The 19,019-nt window shown below is 64.3% G+C and carries 18 protein-coding genes; 8 read left to right on the top strand and 10 right to left on the bottom strand.

Annotation, left to right across the window (positions count from 1 at the left end):
- Positions 1-2 precede the first annotated feature (2 nt).
- Together WG908_RS00325 and WG908_RS00330 are read left to right on the top strand one after the other, a co-directional pair.
- On the top strand, positions 3-704 hold the full coding sequence (locus WG908_RS00325; RefSeq protein ID WP_340184562.1) for an ABC transporter ATP-binding protein: 702 nt from the start codon (positions 3-5) through the stop codon (positions 702-704).
- Between the two features lies 1 nt (position 705).
- Positions 706-1,911 carry an ABC transporter permease gene (locus tag WG908_RS00330; protein ID WP_340184563.1) on the top strand — a complete coding sequence of 402 codons (1,206 nt, stop codon included), beginning with the start codon at positions 706-708 and terminating at the stop codon, positions 1,909-1,911.
- Between the two features lie 4 nt (positions 1,912-1,915).
- Here WG908_RS00330 and WG908_RS00335 read toward each other — a convergent pair whose 3' ends face one another.
- Positions 1,916-2,869, bottom strand: a complete 954-nt coding sequence (locus WG908_RS00335; protein WP_340184564.1) for an acyltransferase family protein — start codon at positions 2,867-2,869, stop codon at positions 1,916-1,918.
- An 89-nt stretch (positions 2,870-2,958) separates the two neighbouring features.
- Here WG908_RS00335 and WG908_RS00340 point away from each other — a divergent pair, with 89 nt between their 5' ends.
- The 4 genes from WG908_RS00340 to WG908_RS00355 all read left to right on the top strand — a co-directional run bounded on the left by WG908_RS00340 (position 2,959) and on the right by WG908_RS00355 (position 5,812).
- On the top strand, positions 2,959-3,636 hold the full coding sequence (locus WG908_RS00340) for an RluA family pseudouridine synthase (protein ID WP_340184565.1): 678 nt from the start codon (positions 2,959-2,961) through the stop codon (positions 3,634-3,636).
- 50 nt (positions 3,637-3,686) lie between these two features.
- Positions 3,687-4,112 (top strand): alternative ribosome rescue aminoacyl-tRNA hydrolase ArfB, encoded by a 426-nt coding sequence (gene arfB / locus WG908_RS00345; RefSeq protein ID WP_340184566.1) that lies wholly within the window; start codon positions 3,687-3,689, stop codon positions 4,110-4,112.
- A 37-nt stretch (positions 4,113-4,149) separates the two neighbouring features.
- The gene (gene msrC, locus WG908_RS00350; protein WP_340184567.1) at positions 4,150-4,632 is read left to right on the top strand and encodes a free L-methionine (R)-S-oxide reductase MsrC; all 483 of its coding nucleotides are present in this window, start codon (positions 4,150-4,152) and stop codon (positions 4,630-4,632) included.
- A 130-nt stretch (positions 4,633-4,762) separates the two neighbouring features.
- Positions 4,763-5,812, top strand: coding sequence for an RcnB family protein (locus tag WG908_RS00355; protein WP_340184568.1), 1,050 nt, complete (start codon positions 4,763-4,765; stop codon positions 5,810-5,812).
- An 83-nt stretch (positions 5,813-5,895) separates the two neighbouring features.
- Here the strand turns inward: WG908_RS00355 and WG908_RS00360 are convergent, their stop codons facing one another.
- Positions 5,896-6,714 carry an arginyltransferase gene (locus WG908_RS00360; RefSeq protein WP_340184569.1) on the bottom strand — a complete coding sequence of 273 codons (819 nt, stop codon included), beginning with the start codon at positions 6,712-6,714 and terminating at the stop codon, positions 5,896-5,898.
- Between the two features lie 147 nt (positions 6,715-6,861).
- A complete protein-coding gene (locus tag WG908_RS00365; RefSeq protein WP_340184570.1) occupies positions 6,862-8,109 on the bottom strand; it encodes a threonine ammonia-lyase in 1,248 nt (415 codons plus the stop codon).
- 96 nt (positions 8,110-8,205) lie between these two features.
- Between WG908_RS00365 and WG908_RS00370 the strand changes: the two genes are divergently transcribed.
- Positions 8,206-9,075: an NAD(P)-dependent oxidoreductase gene (locus WG908_RS00370; protein ID WP_340184571.1), complete on the top strand. Its 870-nt coding sequence runs from the start codon at positions 8,206-8,208 to the stop codon at positions 9,073-9,075.
- The gene (locus WG908_RS00375; RefSeq protein ID WP_340184572.1) at positions 9,072-10,817 is read left to right on the top strand and encodes an amidohydrolase; all 1,746 of its coding nucleotides are present in this window, start codon (positions 9,072-9,074) and stop codon (positions 10,815-10,817) included. Before WG908_RS00370 ends, WG908_RS00375 begins: the two co-directional genes overlap by 4 nt.
- Before the next feature lie 32 nt (positions 10,818-10,849).
- Here WG908_RS00375 and WG908_RS00380 read toward each other — a convergent pair whose 3' ends face one another.
- The 7 genes from WG908_RS00380 to WG908_RS00410 all read right to left on the bottom strand — a co-directional run bounded on the left by WG908_RS00380 (position 10,850) and on the right by WG908_RS00410 (position 18,999).
- Positions 10,850-12,532: an MFS transporter gene (locus WG908_RS00380; RefSeq protein ID WP_340184573.1), complete on the bottom strand. Its 1,683-nt coding sequence runs from the start codon at positions 12,530-12,532 to the stop codon at positions 10,850-10,852.
- The gene (locus WG908_RS00385; protein ID WP_340184956.1) at positions 12,532-13,284 is read right to left on the bottom strand and encodes an FkbM family methyltransferase; all 753 of its coding nucleotides are present in this window, start codon (positions 13,282-13,284) and stop codon (positions 12,532-12,534) included. Before WG908_RS00385 ends, WG908_RS00380 begins: the two co-directional genes overlap by 1 nt.
- Before the next feature lie 2 nt (positions 13,285-13,286).
- On the bottom strand, positions 13,287-14,426 hold the full coding sequence (locus WG908_RS00390) for a glycosyltransferase family 4 protein (RefSeq protein WP_340184574.1): 1,140 nt from the start codon (positions 14,424-14,426) through the stop codon (positions 13,287-13,289).
- Positions 14,423-15,718, bottom strand: coding sequence for a polysaccharide biosynthesis protein (locus WG908_RS00395; protein ID WP_340184575.1), 1,296 nt, complete (start codon positions 15,716-15,718; stop codon positions 14,423-14,425). The genes WG908_RS00390 and WG908_RS00395 overlap by 4 nt, the downstream gene beginning before the upstream one ends.
- The gene (locus tag WG908_RS00400) at positions 15,715-16,455 is read right to left on the bottom strand and encodes a class I SAM-dependent methyltransferase (RefSeq protein WP_340184576.1); all 741 of its coding nucleotides are present in this window, start codon (positions 16,453-16,455) and stop codon (positions 15,715-15,717) included. The genes WG908_RS00395 and WG908_RS00400 overlap by 4 nt, the downstream gene beginning before the upstream one ends.
- Before the next feature lie 64 nt (positions 16,456-16,519).
- Complete coding sequence (locus WG908_RS00405) at positions 16,520-17,650, bottom strand: glycosyltransferase family 2 protein (protein WP_340184577.1); 1,131 nt, start codon at positions 17,648-17,650, stop codon at positions 16,520-16,522.
- Positions 17,650-18,999, bottom strand: a complete 1,350-nt coding sequence (locus tag WG908_RS00410; protein ID WP_445326639.1) for an exopolysaccharide biosynthesis polyprenyl glycosylphosphotransferase — start codon at positions 18,997-18,999, stop codon at positions 17,650-17,652. Before WG908_RS00410 ends, WG908_RS00405 begins: the two co-directional genes overlap by 1 nt.
- Between the last annotated feature and the right edge of the window lie 20 nt (positions 19,000-19,019).

A 19,019-nucleotide genomic window follows, 5' to 3' on the forward strand; every position in this document is an offset into this window, starting at 1 on the left:
TGATGGCGACCGACCCCATCATCGCCCTACGCGGCGTCACCAAGATTTATGGCAGCGGCCCGACCGCATTCCAGGCATTGAAGGGAATCGACCTCGACATCGAACAGGGCGATTTCGTTGCGGTCATGGGGCCGTCCGGGTCGGGGAAATCGACGACGATGAACATCCTGGGCTGTCTGGACGTGCCGACCGATGGCCAATTTCTCTTCAAAGGCCGCCATGTCGAAAGGCTTGATCGCGATCAGCGCGCGCTGCTGCGTCGCCGCTATCTCGGCTTCGTATTCCAGGGTTTCAATCTTTTGTCGCGTACCACCGCACTGGAAAATGTCGAATTGCCGCTGATCTATCGCGGTGACGACAAAAAGGCGCGCTATGATGCCGGCATGGCCGCGCTCGACAAGGTCGGCCTCAAGGACTGGTGGGATCATAGCCCCGCCGAGCTTTCAGGAGGCCAGCAGCAGCGGGTCGCCATCGCCCGCGCCATCGTTACCCAACCCGACGTGCTGCTTGCCGACGAACCGACCGGCAATCTCGATTCCGAACGCTCGATCGAGATCATGGAATTGTTGACCGACCTCAACCGGAATAACGGCATTACCGTATTGATGGTAACCCATGAGCCGGACATGGCGGCGTTCGCGCGCACTATCGTCCACTTCAAGGATGGCCTTGTCGAACGGATCGAAGGCAAGGCGGTCGCCTGATATGCTGGGCACCACCATCATCCTCGCCTTCCGCGCGATCAGCCGGCACAAGCTGCGCTCCTTTCTGACGACGCTGGGCATCATCATCGGTGTCGCTGCCGTCGTAACCATGGTTACCCTGGGCAATGGCGCGACCGCCGCGGTGCGCCAGCAGATCAGTTCGCTGGGGGCAAATGTGCTCCAGTTACGGCCCGGTCAGGGCTTTGGCCGCGGCGGCGGCGGCGCACGACCACCCGATTTCAAGCCGCAGGACCTGGCGATCATCGAGAATCAGTTGACCGGAGTTCGGGCAGTTGCGCCGATGACGCAATCCAGCGGCACCGCCATCTATGAAGGCAATAATTGGTCCACCACGGTTTATGGCACCACTGCCGCCTATTTCGAAGTGCAAAGCTGGCGGGTAGACACTGGCCGCCTCTTCATGCCCGAAGAGGAAGAGGCGGGCCGCGCGGTCTGCATCATTGGCAATACGGTGCGGACCAACCTGTTCCAGGGCAGCGACCCGGTCGGCAAGCGGATGCGGATCAAGGGCGTATCATGCCAGGTGGTCGGCGCACTGACGACGCGGGGCCAGGGCGGCTTTGGCGATCAGGACGATGTCGTCGTCATGCCGATCAAGTTCGTGCAGCGGCGCTTTACCGGGGATCGCGACATATCGCAGATCCTGGTGGCGGTCGACGATGCCTATGACACATCGACCGTGCAGGCCAGCCTTGAGGAGCTGATGCGTGAACGGCGGCAGATCAAGCCGGGCGCGGACGACAATTTCAACGTTTTCGACACCAAGCAGATTTCCGACACGCTGACCGGAACCACCACCATATTGACGCAGATCGTCGCTGCGGTCGCGGCGATTTCGTTGCTGGTCGGCGGGATCGGCATCATGAACATCATGCTGGTGTCGGTGACCGAGCGCACCCGGGAGATCGGTATACGCCTTGCCATCGGTGCGGTCGCGCGCGAGGTGCTGATGCAATTTCTGGTCGAAGCGATCGTGTTGTCGTGCCTCGGCGGCGTCATCGGCCTGCTATTCGCCCTAGTCGCTTCCGCCGCCATCGCGCCGCTGATGCAGGTGCCTTTCATCTTCGATGTGAAGGTCAACATGATCGCCTTTCTGTTTTCGGCGGCCATCGGCGTGGTGTTCGGCTATTTCCCCGCGCGCCGGGCGGCGGCGCTCAATCCGATCGACGCATTGCGGCATGAATGACGGCCTATAACATCCACCGCGTCGCGATCGCTGATGCGCGGATCAGGCGGTCAATCATGACAGGCACCAGCAGCGCGATGCCAAAGATCAGCCAGCGATCGAGATAGGGCGTCAGATAATGGATCAGGGCGACATGCAGGTACATGATGACCAGCGATGCGCGACCCGGCACCGCCAGCCAGCCCAGCTGCGGAAGCAAGGATAGGCTGACACGGAAGATGAGCAGCGACGTGGCGATCGCGCCTGCCATCGACGCGATCGGCCATCCATAATCGCCAATCTTCATGTTGAGCGAAGGAAATACCAGCATCAGACTGGGCAGGCTCAGCAGGACCAGGGGCACAACCATCCACCGGTGCCAGCTGGTCCTTTCCCATGCCAAGCCGACCCACAATAGCGCCAGGGCCATGGGTACGGTGAGCAACCCAAGCACCGATGTGTCGGTCCACGCACCCAGGCCATAGGCCAGCATCAGCGCAGCCGGGACGATCACCAACCATGCACCCCGTTGCGGTTCCGGCCATCGGACAAGAATGCCGTTGATCAGGATGCGCGCGACCATCAGGCAGGGCACGAACCAGAATATCGTGTAGGGACCACGCAACGCCGTCCCGCCCGTCAGCACCGGCAGGATGTCGGCGGGCCAGTCATGAAAGATCGGGCGGCCGCCCTTCATGGTTTCGACGAGCAGGTCGGTCGTCAGCAGCAAAATAAGGAAAATCGCATAAGGGCGCAATTGCGCCAGTTGATGACGGGTAAATTCGCCAACGGGACGCGGCCGGGTCAACATGCCGGACAGGATGAAGAACAGCGGCATGTGGAAGCTGTACATCATGTCGCGCAGCGCACCGGGTGGGGCGGCGTGGCCAGCCACCACCGCGACGATGCCTATGCCCCGCGCGACATCGACCCAGCCGAGCCGGTCCCGACCCACGCCATTACTGCCCCTTTCGCCCATGGCTGCAAGCTCCTATAGCAAGCCGTCCAGGCGTCAACCTGCCTCACTCCCCCTCGCCGCTCGCCCCTTTTTTTGAAAGTGCCCCATCCTTGTCCCTGCTCGCCGACCATGTCCTGTTCATCGATGGCGAAGCTATCATCCTCGACAAGCCCGCCGGCCTGCCGGTCGACCAGCCGCGCGACGGCGCGATGAGCGTGGAAAACCATCTCGCTTCGCTGACATTCGGCTTCCAGCGCTGGCCGCTTCCCGTGCATCGGCTGGACCGCGACACCAGCGGCTGCCTGTTGCTGGCGCGCAATCCCAAGGCGCACAAGCGTTTCGCCGCCGCGTTCGAGGCAGGCACCGTAACCAAGCGCTATGTCGCTGTCGTCGATGGCGTGCCCGAACAGGACAGCGGCACCATCGCCCTGCCGCTCAAGAAGATCAGCAGCGCGGAAGAAGGCTGGCGGATGGTCCCCCATGCGCGCGGCAAGGCGGCATCGACCGACTGGACCAAGCTGGCGGTGGTCAATGGCCGCGCGCTGATCGCGTTCGCGCCGCAGACCGGCCGCACCCATCAGATACGGGTTCACGCGCTGCATGGCCTGGGATTCGGGATCGTGGGCGACCCGGTCTATGGCCACGCGGGCGAACCCATGCTGCTGCACAGCCGCTTCCTGAGCCTGCCGCGCGGCGCCAAGCCCCCGGTCGAAGCGACCGCGTCGCTGCCCACAACCTTCGCTGCCGCCGGCTTTGCCGAAGCCCTGTTGACCGATGCCGGGCTTTAGGGGATGGATGAGGCACTTTCGATCGCTTCGGCCATCGGTTATCAGGCGCCATGGTCGCGATAGCCATCACCCGCTCCATCTCCATCGATAGCGATGAACTCATCGAGAGCTTCACGCGAGCGACGGGCGCTGGCGGGCAGCATGTCAACACGACCGACAGCGCTGTGCTGCTGCGCTTCGATGTCGGCAATTCCCCCAACCTGCCCGACGCGGTAAAAAACCGGCTGGCGTCGCTGGCAGGCTCGCGCATGACACGCGATGGCATACTGATCCTGCGCAGCGAGGCGTCGCGATCGCAACTGCTCAACCGGCAGGAGGTTCGCGAACGGCTGGTGTCGCTGATCAAGGAGGCGACAATAATACCCAAACATCGCCGCCCGACAAAACCGACCAGAGCTTCGCAGACCAGGCGCGTGGACGGGAAAGTGAAGCGCGCGGCCGTCAAGGCCGGACGCGGCAGGGTTTCGTTCGACTGACGGTGACGAACCGGCACAGCGCTCCTATACATCATCCATGTTCGATTTTGCGACCACAGCGGCCGACAAGGCGGCAATCCACGCCGATCTGCTGGCTGCCGCCGATGCGGTCACCGCCGGCGAAACGGATGGCGTCGCCAACATGGCCAATGTCGCTGCCTTGATCTGGCAGTTCCTGCCCGACCTGAACTGGGCGGGCTTTTATCGGATGATCGAAGGCGAACTCGTGCTCGGCCCGTTTCAGGGCAAGGCCGCCTGTATCCGCATTCCGATCGGCCGGGGCGTTTGCGGCACGGCGGCGGCGACCCGCTCGACGCAACTGGTTGCGGATGTCCATGCCTTTCCGGGCCATATCGCCTGCGACGCGGCATCGGCATCCGAAGTCGTCGTTCCAATTGTGATCGACGGGCTGCTGACCGGTGTGCTCGATCTGGACAGTCCCCTCCCGGGGCGTTTCGATGAACAGGACGCGCGCGCGCTGGAAGCGCTGATCGGGCGCATCGGCGCGCGGCTGCGCTGAATATCTGCATCAATTCGGGACAGCCGGTGGGCCGCTGGATCATGGAACTGCGCGGCACCGGATGCTAAACAGCGCGTTAACGTTCCGCGCGGGAGTGATCCCGGCAAGGGCAGAACAGGGAGTGCCAAGCATGAAGATCCGGTCCATTCTCTTCCTCACGGCGGTGGCCATTGCCAGCACGGGGCCAATGTCACAGGCGCGCGCGCAAAGCGCAGCCGTGGCGTTGCCCGCAATGGGCAAGGCTTTTGCGGGCGGTCATCGGCCGATGGGGATGAAACCGATGGTGCGGCCGGGCATGACGCACCATCGTTGGGGGCCGCGCCAGAACGGTCGTTGGCATGCCGGCTGGCGCGCGCCGGGCGGCTGGAACGGCTATCGCCGTCCGGTGCGCGGCTTCGTGCTGCCTCGATACTGGATCCAGCCCAGCTTCTTCATCGCTAATTATGGCAGCTATGGCCTGCCTGCCCCCGCCTATGGCTATGGTTGGTCGCGCTATTATGACGATGCGGTCATGACCGACAGATATGGCCGGGTTTACGACTATCGCAATGACATCCACTGGGACCGTTACGAAGGCGGCTACAGTGACGACTATCATGATGGCGATCGCGGGTATCGCCGGGACGATGGCCTGGGCGGCGCGGCGATCGGGGCGGTGGTCGGTGGAGTTGCCGGCAATCGCATCGCTGGCCGCGGCAATCGCACCGCAGGAACGCTGGTCGGCGCGGCGGCCGGTGCGGTCGCTGGCGCGGTGATCGACCGGGCAGAAGGTGATCGCCGCCACAGCGCGCGCCCGCGCGGGCCGGGTGCCAGCTATGATCATGGCTATGGCTATGACGACGATAGCGTAACGTCCAGCAATGAATATGATTATGAAGGGCGGTGGACGGGCACCTGGCGCGATGAGAATGGCCGCACCGTGAACGGGGAATATGAAGGCCGGTTCGAAGGCACCGTCAGCGGCGGGCCGGGCGTCGATTATGATGCGCCCCCCTATGCCGACGCGTCGGTGCCCGGCCATCATGGCGGTTATGTCGCGAACGGCTGGTATTATCCGGCACCCACGGTAACGACGGTCACGGTCCATCCGGCCGTCACGACCACGACGGTCACCCAGGAAGTCGTCTATTCGCGTCCCTCCGCCAAGCGCAAGATACGCCGCACCTGCAAGTGCAAGTGATGGATTGACCGGTCGCGTCGAGAAAATGCCCGGTCGCTTGCAAGAGCGCCGGGCAATTTCATGTCTGTCGTCCCGGCATAGGGCTATTTGCGGAACATGCCCGTCAGTTCGACCGGCAACGGCGGTTCGTCACGGAGCGCGGCGCTGCGGATGGCGCTGGCCTGCTCATCCGGATCGAAGCGGACCCAACCGCTGCGACCGAGCTTTTCCAGCGGGCGATAGCGCACCTTATACTGCATGCGCTGCGACCCATCGACCCAATAGCCGAGATAAACATAGTCGAGCCCCGCGCGATGGGCGCGCAGGATATGGTCCATGATGATATAATTGCCCAAACCCTGGCGATGCTCAAGATCGGGATCGAAAAAGCTGTAGATCATCGACAGGCCGTCGCTCTGCCGGTCGGTCAGGCAGGCACCCACCAGTTTGCCGACGCGCCCGTCCACACCCGGTTCGCGATATTCGACGATATGGCTTTCGACCGGGGTCTGCTCGACCATGTCGGCGAAATCCATTTCGTCCATCTCGGTCATGCCCCCGCCGGGATGACGGGTGTTGAGATAGCGTTGAAGCAGCGCGAACTGCTCCTCGGTCGACCAGGGCTTGCAGGCCGTGACGCTAAGGTCGCTGTTTCTGCGGATCAGCTTGCGCTGCGTCGCGTTGGGCCGGAATCCCCCGGCGACGACGCGCACCGACACGCAAGCCGAACAGTCCGCGCAACTGGGGCGATAGGCGACATTCTGGCTGCGACGAAAGCCGATGCGGCCCAGGGCGTCGTTAAGCTCCGACGCATTGTCGCCGCTCAGTTCGGTGAAAACCTTCCGTTCGCTCCTGCCCGGCAGATAGGGGCATGGCGACGGGTTGGTGACGAAGAAACGCGGAAACCGAAAAGGCGCGCTCACACTCTCTTCTCCGAATTCAGCGCTGAACGAAACGATGGCTCATCACCGGACTATGGCGACCCGCCGGCCCCATGAAAAGCCCGTTTACCACGAAACGTTAACAAAGATTCAGCAGTGCCCTATCGAGGTTCCGATCGCCCCCCCGACTCAGGCGACCTCGATCGGCGCAACTTCGTAACCTGCCTCGCACAGGGCAGCGACCAGACTTTGCAGGTGCGCGCGGTCGCGGGTTTCACATTCTACGTCGAGGCTAAGGCCCTTGGCGGGCAGGTTGGTGAAAATCCGCTGGTGCGACAATTCCAGAATATTGACCGCTTCCTGATCGAATATCCGCGCGACATGGAACAAGGCGCCTGGACGATCCTGCAAGATGATCCGCAGCCGTGCCAGTCGCCCGGACCGCGCCAGATCACGCAACAGGACATTGGCAAGCAACCGCGTGTCGATATTGCCGCCGGTCAGGACCAGGCCGACCGTGCGCCCGACAAACTGTTCGCGGTAGGACAGCAGCGCCGCTAGCCCTGCGGCTCCCGCACCCTCGACCACCGTCTTTTCGATCTGAAGCAACAGGCTGAGCGCTTCCTCCAGCCGCCGCTCGGTCACGAGCAGCACGTCGTCGGCCAGACGCTCGACGAAGCGGCGGGTCAGCTCGCCCGGCTGCTTGACCGCGATCCCTTCGGCCAGCGTATCGCCGTCGCAGGCCAAGTCCGCGCCTGTGATATAATCATACATCGACGGATAAAGTTCAGCCTGCACACCCACCAGGCGGATGTCGGGCTTCATCGCCCGCGCCGCTATTCCCATACCCGAAAACAGCCCGCCGCCGCCGATCGGGATGACCAGCGTATCTATGTCGGGCGCATCCTCCAGCATTTCGAGCGCCACCGTCCCCTGCCCGGCGATGATCTCCGGCTCGTCGAACGGGTGGATGAAGGTCAGGCCGTGCTCCACTTCCAGCAGCCGGGCGTGGGCATAGGCATCGTCGAACTTCTCGCCATGCTGGACGACTGTCGCGCCATGGCCTTGGGTCTGCATCACCTTTACCGTGGGGGTGGTGTTGGGCATGACGATGGTGACGGGCACGCCCAGCCTCTTGCCATGATAGGCCAGCCCCTGCGCATGGTTGCCGGCCGAAGCCGCGATCACGCCCTTCGACTTGGCGGCATCGTCCAACTGGAGCAGGCGGTTGAGCGCGCCGCGCTCCTTGTAGGCCGCGGTGAATTGAAGATTTTCGAACTTGAGATAGACCTTGCAGCCCAGCATGTCGGAGAAGGTCTGGCTGATCAGCGTCGGCGTATGCACGATCGAACCGGCGATGCGCACGCGCGCCGCCAATATGTCATCCACGGAAACGGGCAGCGGCAATGCGCCCTCGATCTTGGTCAGCCTGTTCATGGGCGCGCACTAGCGCAAAATTGCGGGTTAAGGAACTGGCACTGACGGGAAATGGTCCCTATGGCGAAGTCCCACGCAATTTCACGTGCAGGACCTATGGCAAAAATCGCTTTTATCGGCCTTGGTATCATCGGCGGCCCGATGGCCGGGCATCTGGCCAGGGCGGGGCACGAACTGACGGTGTATAACCGCTCCATAGGCAAGGCGAAGAGATGGTCGGAAGCTTATGGCGGCGCGGTGGCCACTAGCCCGGCAAAGGCCGCGGAAGATTGCGATATCGTCATCAGCTGCGTCGGCACGGACGACGATCTTTCCACCGTGACACTGGGCCGCGAGGGCGCGTTTCGATCCATGAAGCCGGGCAGCCTGTTCATTGACCACACGACGGTTTCCGCCCGGATCGCGCGGCAATTGTTCGTGGAAGCCGAAAGCCGGGGAATACACAGCGTCGATGCGCCGGTTTCAGGCGGACAGATCGGCGCGGAAACCGGGAAGCTGGCGATCATGTGTGGCGGCACGCAAGCGGCAGTGACCGCGGCCAAGATCGTCATGCAGGCCTATGCCGCCCGGATCGTGCATGTCGGTGGCGCGGGCGCGGGCCAGACCACCAAGATGGTCAACCAGATCTGCATCGCCGGCGTCGTGCAGGGCCTGTCCGAAGCGCTGCGCTTCGCCCAGGCCGCGGAACTCGATCTGGACGCCGTCTTCGAGGCGATCTCGGGCGGGGCGGCGCAAAGCTGGCAGATGGACAATCGCTGGGAAAGCATGGCGCAGGACAGTTTCGATTTCGGTTTTGCCGTGGACTGGATGCGCAAGGATCTGGGGCTGGCGCTTGAAGAAGCGCGCGCCAACGGCGCGACGCTGCCCGTGGCCGCGCTCGTCGATCAATTCTATGCCGATGTGCAGGCGCTGGGCGGCGGCAGGCAGGACACCAGTGCCCTGGTGCGACGCATCACGCGCGCATGATCCGTACTCCCATTAACCCTCCGGCGTGCCCCAAACCCGTTCGGGCGAACGGCGCCCGCTTTCTGGCCGTTCTGCTGGCGGTGGCCGCGCCCCCCGCTTTCGCCGCCGGTCTGGTCGACAATGTCAACGGCATCACCGTCGACGCCACCGGTCGCCTGATCCGGTTCAACGCGCTGCTCATAGACGACGAAGGCAAGGTCCAGAAACTCATCCAGGGCAAGGTCGAGGACCCCGCCCCTGCAAAGGCGAAAAAGCGCCGGCGTGGCGATCCGCCGCCCGCGCCGCTGTACAGCTTCCGCCTCGACGGCAAGGGCCGCACCCTGATCCCCGGCCTGATCGACGCGCACGGCCATGTCATGAGCTTCGGCCTCAGCCTGGTTACGCTAGACCTGTCGCAAACGCGCTCGCTCGCCGAAGCACAAGCGAAGATCCGGGCCTATGCGCAGGAGAACAGCGCGCGCAAATGGATCATCGGCACAGGCTGGAATCAGGAAGCATGGGGTCTTGGGCGCTTCCCGACTGCGGCGGAACTGGACGCTGCGGTTGGCGACGTACCGGTCTGGCTGGAACGGATCGACGGCCATGCCGGCTGGGCCAACAGCATCGCAATGAAAGCCGCGGGCGTCAGCGCTGCAAGCGCGGCTCCGGCCGGCGGCCGCATCGAAATGGCGGCCGGCAAGCCGTCAGGCGTGTTCGTGGACCAGGCGATGAGCCTGATTTCGCGCGTCGTGCCCCCGCCCGCCGCGAAGGATCGCGACGTCGCGCTGGAAAAGGCGCAGCGCGTGTTGCTTTCGACCGGCATCACCGGCATCGCCGACATGGGCACCAACATCGAGGATTGGCAGGCCTTTCGCCGGTCGGCCGACCGGGGCGCATTGCGCATCCGCATCATGGCCTATGCCGCAGGGGTCGATCAGATGAGCCTGATCGCCGGACCAGAGCCCACGCCCTGGCTTTATGACGATCGGCTGCGACTGGGTGGGGTCAAGCTGCTGCTCGACGGTGCGCTCGGATCGCGCGGGGCGTGGCTCAAGGCCGACTATGCCGATGCGCCGGGCCAGCGCGGACTGCCTATGATCGGCGACACCGCGCTGCGCAACATGATGAGCCGGGCGGCGATGGACAATTTCCAGGTCGCTGTTCACGCGATCGGCGATGCGGCCAACAGCGAATTGCTCGACGCCATCACGGAGCTGTCGGAAACCTACAAGGGCGACCGGCGCTGGCGTGTGGAACATGCGCAAATCGTCAGCCCCGCCGACCTGCCGCGCTTTGGCCAGTTCGGCATCGTCGCATCGATGCAACCGATGCATCAAGCGTCCGACTGGAAGATGGCCGGCGCGCGCATGGGTGAAGCCCGGCTGGCGGGCGCCTATGCGTGGAAGGCGATGCTGGACAATCGCGTGCCGCTTGCGTTCGGGTCGGATGTGCCGGTCGAAAGTCCCAATCCCTTTCCCGCCATCGCCGTCGCCATGACGCGCGAGGACACCGCAGGCCAGCCTTTGGGCGGATGGATGCCGCAGCAGCGCGTCGATTTCCGCGCCGCGCTTGACGGGTTCACGCGGCAGGCGGCCTATGCGGGGTTTGCCGAAAAGCGTTTCGGCAACCTTGCGCCCGGTCAGCGAGCAGACTTCCTGCTGATCGACCGGGATATTTCAGTGGCTCGTCCGGCGGAGATCGGCGCAACCCAGGTGTTGGAAACCTGGATCGGCGGCAAGCGGGTGTTCGTCAAAGGGCAGTAATATAAGACGATCCGGGCGATCACCAGCGATAGTCAAAACACCCGCCGTTCGCACCCCAGCCGGTCCATCCGCCGCCGAAGCGCATCGGTGCGGCTATAGTTCCAGCGCGCCAGCGGCACGCCGACGCGACGGAATTCAGTGCGGTCGAACAAGGCAACCGAATAGTCGGCGCAGAGCTGCTCGACCTGTTCCATACGCAGCATGCCAAGGTTCATGACCATGGGATCGCCCGGCACCCCGTTCGCGCCACGCACCAGATCGGTCACGAACAGGCCGCCGCGTGGATCGATCAACACCACGTCCGCCCCTGAATCGCGGATCATGCGGTGGCTGGCGGCATAGGGCGCGACGAAAACATGGGTTCGCCAGACCAGGAAGCCGGCCGTCATCAGGGCCACGCCACAGGACAGCCACAGCAGGCGCATACCATGCCCCGTCCGCAACCGCAGATATCCCAGTCCCCCCAGCAGGCAGAGCGGGCCGATCAGCCCATGGGCATAGCGAAAGCCCCAACCGTAACCCTGCGCCAGCGCCAGGCTGCAACCCACGATGCTCGCCAATGCCAGCGGCAGGGCGATATCCTGCCCCCGGATTGCCCGCCGCCAGTCTATCGTCGCCATGCCGACCAGCGCCAGCGGAGCCAGCAGCAGGTTGTTCCATGCGGCAAAGCGAGTGAGGCTGATCAACGGCTGCCATTTGTCGGCAAGGCGGCCGAACAGGCTGCCGACCTTGTCGACAACGCCCGCGCTCGGCCGCACGTCGGCGGGAGGCCCCAGCTGGTCGAGCAGGAGGGCAGGCCACAGCTTGGCCCAGATAACGACGATCGCGACCAGCACCGCGATATGAAAAGCGGCCGCGCCCCATCGGCGTGCCAGCAGCATCCACAGAATGAAAGGCGCGATGAAGATCGGCGGAAAATGCCATTGATGCAGCCCCGCCGCGAAAATCGCGACGATCCCCGCGCCGGCATGGCCCGCCCAGCCACCGCGCAGCACTAGCGCGAGCCAGAGCAGGTTGAGCGCGAAATGGCCCGTCATCGCATAAGGGGTCATCGCCGTGACCCACAACTGGGTCGATGTGAAGCCCAGCAGCAGCGCCGCCCATACCGCGTCGGGCCGATCTGGGAAAAGTCGCAGGGCAATCCGCCATAGGGCGATCAGCCCGCCCATCAGCAGCGCAGGTTGCGCCAGATTGGGATCGCCCAGTCGCCAGAAAACCGCCTGTATGGCGCTGTTGATCGGCAGATAGGCAGCCGCCCAATAATGGCCAACGCCATAAGGCGCGAAAAATTCCGGCATTATCGCCCGGCGGTAGAGCTGCCATTCCGGCGGAATCGGACGGGCGAGCATGCCGTCCTTGAGATAGGCGGCAGCAAAGCGGGCGACTTCCTCGTCACGCGACAGCGCATAATCCTGAAACAGCAGATAATGTCCCGCCCAGGCGGCGAGCGCAAACAGGACCACGAGCGGCAACACCGTGCGGGCCGTTGGCGGCGGCAGCTTCCAGCTTCCCCCCACGCCAAGGGGCGTCAGCAGGACGAGCGCCAAAATCCCGATAAGCAATGCCGGAAAATCCTGATCCAGCAACAGCATGACGGCCAGCGTCATCCCCGTGCCCCAGGTCACATGCCACAGGAAGGTCGCGCCGACCCACAGCGTCAAACCGACCGCGCTCGCGAGCAGAAGGCGGCGCGGATCGATCCCCTGCGCCGCCATCACGCGGCTCGCGCGAGCAGCGCCCGATTGGCGAAGATGCCGTCCATCTCGACCAGCAGCGGAAAATGACCTTTGTTATTGGCGAAGAAGGCAGACGGCGCGAACCCGCGCTGGTCCAGCCAATCCGTCATCGCGCGATAGTCTGTGGCGCCGTCATAGATCGGCCGCACGGCCAGTTCGGTCTGAATACCCGTCATCTGGACCAGGGCATCCCCTGCCCCTTCGCACACCGCAAGGTCATGGCCCTGGGTATCCATCTTCAGAAACGGCCGGGAAAATCCATGGGCAGCCTGAAGTTCGGGCAGCAAGCTCGCCAGCCGGCGACAGTCTGTCTCCACCACATTCGTGACGATGTTGCGGGTCGTAAATATCGCGTCCTGTCCATCGGCGGGCATTTCCAGCGAACTGAACTGATCGGCCGCCATGATGTTGAATTTGGCGGTGCCGTCGAAGTCGCTCAGCGCCATGTTGAACACATGCCAGCTGGCATCCGATGCCGCCCTGCGGCTGAGAACCAAAAAAATATCGGGGTTGGGCTCGAACGATAGGATCGTGCCGGTGAAGCCCACCTCGCGTCGCAAGGTCATGGCATATTGGCCCTTGTTCGCGCCGACATCGAACAGGCAGTCGACCTCGAACGCGGCCAGAAAGCGACGCAGCGCCATGATTTCGGGATATTGGTGGATGGCTCCGCGCAAGGCCAGCCGCAACGCCAACCAGCGCTGGCGCAGCTCGTTCCGATATCGCCCCATGCTCATGGACGCGCCACGGCCCTGTACACGTTTATCGTTTGCAATGCCGTATCCTTCCACCCGCCCTGTGCGACGCCATAGGCCATCGCGCGCGCACCGGCCGCCTGCCTGATGGCGGCGCTTTCGATCAGCGGCAAGAGGGCTTGGCCCAGCGCCCCGACATTTCCGGCGGCAACCCGCGACGCCACGCCATCCGGCATGCTTGCGAACGTGCCGGCGTCGGATGTCACCATGGCTTTGCCATAATGCAGCGCCGACAGGAAAGCGCCGCTCGAATCGATCTGGCGATAGGGAAATACAAGGATGTCGGCCTTGCGGATATGCGCGTCCAGCCGCTGCTCACGCAGGAAATCGAACTCGGTCTTGAGCCAGTCGCCAAAGCCCGCCGCACGAACGCTGTCGATCAGGGGGTCGATGTCCATGAACGGCTTGCCGGCCAGCATCAGTTCGAACCGATGCCCACCACGCCACAGGTCAAGCGCGGCCGCAATCAGCAGATCCAGCCCCTTATAGGTCCGCATGGTGCCAAAGAGCAGGAGGCGAGGAGCGATCGGGTCAGCAATGGCGCGCAGGTCATCAGCCGTAGCCGACGCCATCTGCATCGGCGGCGGCGGGACGATGTGCAGACGGCTCGCATCCACGCCTTGAGCCAGGAGCGTCGAGCGGGTGGAATCGCCGTGGACGATCAGCGCATCGAACCGGTCGAGCAGAGCGCGATAGCCACGCCCCTGGAGCCCGGCGTCGTCATGATAGGCTTCGGCGTTATGGACGGTGTGGACGAGCGGCACGCGCCCCCCGAGGCGTGCGAGCCATAGGCGGTCGACGGGGGCCAGCGGCAACCACTGAACATGGACGATGTCGGCGCGCGCCAGCGACGCGAGCGAACCGAAGGCGCTGAAAGCTGCATATTCGGCCGCCTTCGCCAAGCGAAACGGAAGACCCTTGCCCAGAGCGCGCGCCGCCCGCTCCGACCAGCGGAAAAATCGCGGATCGTAGCGGTAGCGCTCCGGCGCAATCGCATCGGTGTCGCGCATCGGTCGCGCAAGCAGCGTCACGTCCATGCCGACGTCCGCCAGCGCCGCACACAGCGAATCGTCATAGCGGCCGGTGAAGAGCGACGGATCGAGCATCAATATTTTCATCGGCCGATGGTCCGCGTCAGCGCCCGCAGCGAATGGGCATGGATCGCGCCCGCCCCCAATAGCGTAAGCGTATAGAGCGCCAGAAACATATGATCGAACCGCGAAACCCACAGCGCCGCCAACGGCACGCTGGCAAGCGATCCGGCCAGAAAGGGTAGCGACCGCCAGAGCAGATGACGGAAGCGACCCAGCGCCGACTGGATGTAGACCGAGACGCACATGATCGCGAGCGCGCCCAGGCCAAGCGCGACAAGCGCGATTTCGCCAGCGCCTATCGCCGCCTTGCCGTCGAACAATTGCGCAAACAGCCAGCGCCCGATGAAAGCCAGCCCCACCGCCGCGGCGAACGCCATCATCGCTGCACCGGCCAGCGCCCGGCCCACGATCTGGCGGAACCGGACAGCGTCGCCCGCATGGAAGGCGCGGGTCGCGCGGGGAAGCGCGGCTTCCACCAGCGCGCGCACAGTCATCGACAGGGCGCGGCTCATCTTGAACAGGAAATCGAACAACAGCAGCGGCCGGGCTTCGCGGGTCGCCAATGCGATCAGGAAATAGGGCGCATTATAGGCGGCGACCTCCGACAGGGTGAAGGCGACCGACGCGCTCAAGTCGCGCACATAGCGCGCGCGTACATGGCCGCCGCCAACGCGCAGTCCGAGCCAGTGCCCGGCCTTCATGTTCAGCCGCCGATGGGCCAGGCGAAGCGCGAAAGCGAGCGCGATCAAAGTCACGCTAAGTTGCAAGGCGACAGACAGGGTGACATCCAGCCCGCGCAGCACGCCGACCAGCAGCAGGATCGTCGCGATGCGGCGCGCGCAGTCGATCAGTTCCCATCGAAAATTCGCGTCGCTTGCCGCCAGCATCCTCTTGATCAGAAGCGCGGGCAGATTGAAACAGGCCGACAGGAAGAAGAGCAGGAACAGCATTGGCATCATGGTCGGCAGCCAGCCAAGGGCCAGCGCCGCCACCAGCAGCAGCGCCGCAACCCCGATCAGCGCCAGCAGAAGGGCCAGGATGAAGCCCAGTTCCTCGGGACGGTAATCGTCGCCCTCTCCGCCCAGCCAGTGCCGTCGCAACCGAGCGTAGACGATAGTGGTGACGCCGAATTCGGCCGAAACAGTGAAATTGCCGAAGGCAACGAGCAGCAGGAAGGCGCGAAACTCATCCAGCGGCAGCACCCGCACGAAAACATAGGTGACGGCAAAGCCCCAGATCAGCACCAGCGCGACATTGGCGAGCTTGACCGCTGCCAGCAGGCGGGCCGAGCCCTCCGCGCGGATGAGCAGGCTCACGCCCGCCTGCGCGCGCGGAACAGCCGTTCGTCGAGGGCGAAGCGATGGCGCAGTACCGGCTCGACCGCGCCTGCGTCCAGCTCATCCAGATCGAAACCGGCCGCGCGGATGCGGTCAGCGAAGTCGGGACCATATTGGCGGACATGGTCCCATTGGCCAAAGCGACGTTCGCGTTCGCGCGCGGGCATGGCAAAGCTGCCATCCTGCGTCGGCGCGGCCCAGAGCGGCACGATCAGCCACGCTTCGCCACCGGGCCGAAGCGCCCGGTAAATGTTGCGCAGCACCGCCATGTCGTCTGGAACATGCTCCATCACATGGCTGGCATAGACGATGTCGAAACGGGCTTCGTCGGCCAGCGTCATCAAGTCGACCCGGACCATGCCGGGCACGCGATAGCGCGCCGGATCGAGATCGGCGGGCACATAGTCGCCGGCAGCAGCCGAAAACCGCGTGACGAGGCTCGCTTCATTGGGCGCCAGATGCAACACCGCGCCGCCCTGGGGCACGATGATCGTGCCGGCATCGAGCAGATAGTGCATCAGCCTTTCACGCGGCGACGCGCCGCAGGCAGGGCAGCCCCAGTCGCCATTGTCGCCATAGCGAAAAAAGCCGACGACATCGCGCCCGCACGCGGCGCAGGCGCGCACGCGCGGCGCGCCCAGCATCGTTCGCGCGCGCAAAATCATCCGGGAAAGATGCTTGCCGACAGCCTTGGCCGCCCGCTGGAAGGTGATCACGCCGCTCTCCACAGGGGATGAAAGCGCCCGCCTATACTATAAGCGCGCCGCTTTGCGAGAGGGATCAGCGCGATTTGGCCGGGGCCCATGTGACGAAGGTGCCGCCGCCCATCGCGCGCACCACGCCCTGCAAGGTCGCAGCGTAAGCGATCAGTATGTCGACTACTGACGCGAGAGGACCGCGCCGCATCGACAAACCGAGCGCCAGCAGCAGCGCTGCGGCAAGCGCCAGTCCCAGCAACAGCCAGGGCGACACGAGCCACGCCAGCGCGCCTGCGGCCAGCGCGCCGGTAATCAGGAACAGCCCGCCAAACCAGCGCAACATCTTGCGCGAGGCATATTTGAAGCGATCGACCGCCGCCATGCGCCGCAGCTGCGGCCGCAAATGCCCATGGGTATGCCATGCCCGCGCCGCGATCCTGACCTTGCGCCGATATTCGTCGCCACGCGCCGCCACCAGCCGCTCGCGCGCGATTACGTCGCGCGCCTTGACCAGCCGCCGTCCGGCGAAAATGACCGCCATCGACACCGTCAGATCGTCAAGCACCGTATCGGGAAAGTCGGGATAGAGCGCGCGACGGACCGAAAAGATCGAACCGTCCGCGCCCAGCACATTGCCGGTGCGCGATTCGGCGTCCTTGAGCGCTTCTTCGATCCGCCAATAGAGCGATCCGACCGAAGCGGTCGCGCTTTCCCCCTCGCCCACATAATGCAGCGACCCCAGCACGCCGCCGACCGCCGGGTCGGCGTAGCGCGCCAGCAACCGGTCGATCGCATCGAGATCGAGCATCACATTGGCGTCGGTGAAGATCAATATGTCGCCCGTGGCGCGCGCGGCGAGCTGCTTCATGCCATGCGCCTTGCCGCTGCGCCCCGGTCCACGGACCAGGGTGACGAAATCCCCCGCAGCGGCGATCTGCACCGCGGTGTCGTCCGACGATCCATCATCGAAGGCGAGGATCTCAAGGGCGGGATGCCGCGTCTTGAGCGCCGCGAGATTGGCCAGCTTTTCCGGCATGGCCGCAGCTTCATTATAGGCGCAGAACAGCAGCGACGCCGAAGGCGCCGGGCCGGGCTGTGGCCTGTCCGCCACGGCCGGCAGCAACCGCAGGACCAGCGGATAGAAGATGAATGGCCAGAGCAGGCCGATCAGGCTGAATGCCAGCAACATGCCGAGGACAATGCACAGGGTCATCAATAGGCCTTGTGATGGACGAGCACGCCGAGCGTCGCCACGATGATGCGAATGTCGCGCAGGATCGACCAGGCAGTGACATATTCAAGGTCCGACTGGAGCCGGTCGATCAGATCCTGATGATGGTCGGTCGCACCCCGATGGCCGCGCACCTGAGCAAGGCCGGTCATGCCCGGCTTGATGCAATGCCGCTCCCAGTAGCGGTCGTCCACTTCCCAATAAAGCGTATCGCCGGCCTTTGCCGCCGCTGCATGGGGACGTGGACCAACGATACTCATGTCGCCGCGCAAAACATTGAAAAGCTGCGGCAATTCATCAATGCTGGTGCGCCGGAGAAAACGGCCTACGCGCGTCACCCGATCATCGTCGCGGCGCGTGAGCGTATCGGCGCGATGATCCGTCCTGTCCGTTCGCATCGAACGGAATTTGTAGATCTGGAATGGCCGGGCATCGCGGCCGATGCGCGGCTGGCGGAACAGGACCGGGCCGGGGCTGGTCAGCTTCACCGCCAGCATAGCGCCGAGCAGGAGGGGCGAAAGCACCAGCGTCGCCAACCCTGCGACGACAATGTCGAACAGCCGCTTGATGATGCGGTCGCGAAACTGGAACGGCCCGCCAGCCACGACGATGGTCGGCTGACGCCGATATTCGTCCACCCGCGCGGGGGCGAAACGCAGCAGTTCGGGCACGACGATCTCGCCCCGTGCCGACAGGGATTTGAGCGCCACCGACCAGTCGTCCATGCGCTCCAGCGGGCAGGCGACGACCACCCGTTCCGCCATGCCCACCGCAGCCGCCAATCGTTCTGCCATGTCGGCGTCATGCCGTTCGGGGCGCAGGTCCGCGGCGTCTGCCTGGATCAGTTCGACATGAGGACCGACGTCGATGTCGACACCGTCAAGGATCACGGCGGTCAGATGCGGCACTTCTCCCAACAGCCGTTCGGCAAGCCGCGCAATCGCGAAGCGCACCAGCGTCACGCCACCCGCCGACAGCAGCAGGCCGGCGACGAAGGTAAGGCGCGACAGACGCTCGGCGATCTTGCCCAGATAGACGATCAGCAACATCAGCAGGGCGGCCTGAACCAGCGCCCAGAGCGCCCCGACAATGCCCCGCCGAACATTGTCGATCATGCGGATGCCATAAGCGCCGCCCTGCACCGCCAGCAGTGCGTAGAGCGGCGCGATCATCGCGAACATGACGATGCCATGGGGTTTTCCGGGTTCCCCCCACACCGCGCCCAGCACCAGCCAATTGGCGATCATGAAGGCCAGCAGCAGCCCGGCCATGTCGCCCAGCAGACAGAGCAGGTACAGCCGTAGCCGCACGATTTCCTTCGATACTGTCACGACGCGCCCATGCTTCCTGC

Source organism: Sphingobium anseongense, from assembly GCF_037725245.1.
In the GTDB taxonomy this organism is placed as follows: domain Bacteria; phylum Pseudomonadota; class Alphaproteobacteria; order Sphingomonadales; family Sphingomonadaceae; genus Sphingobium.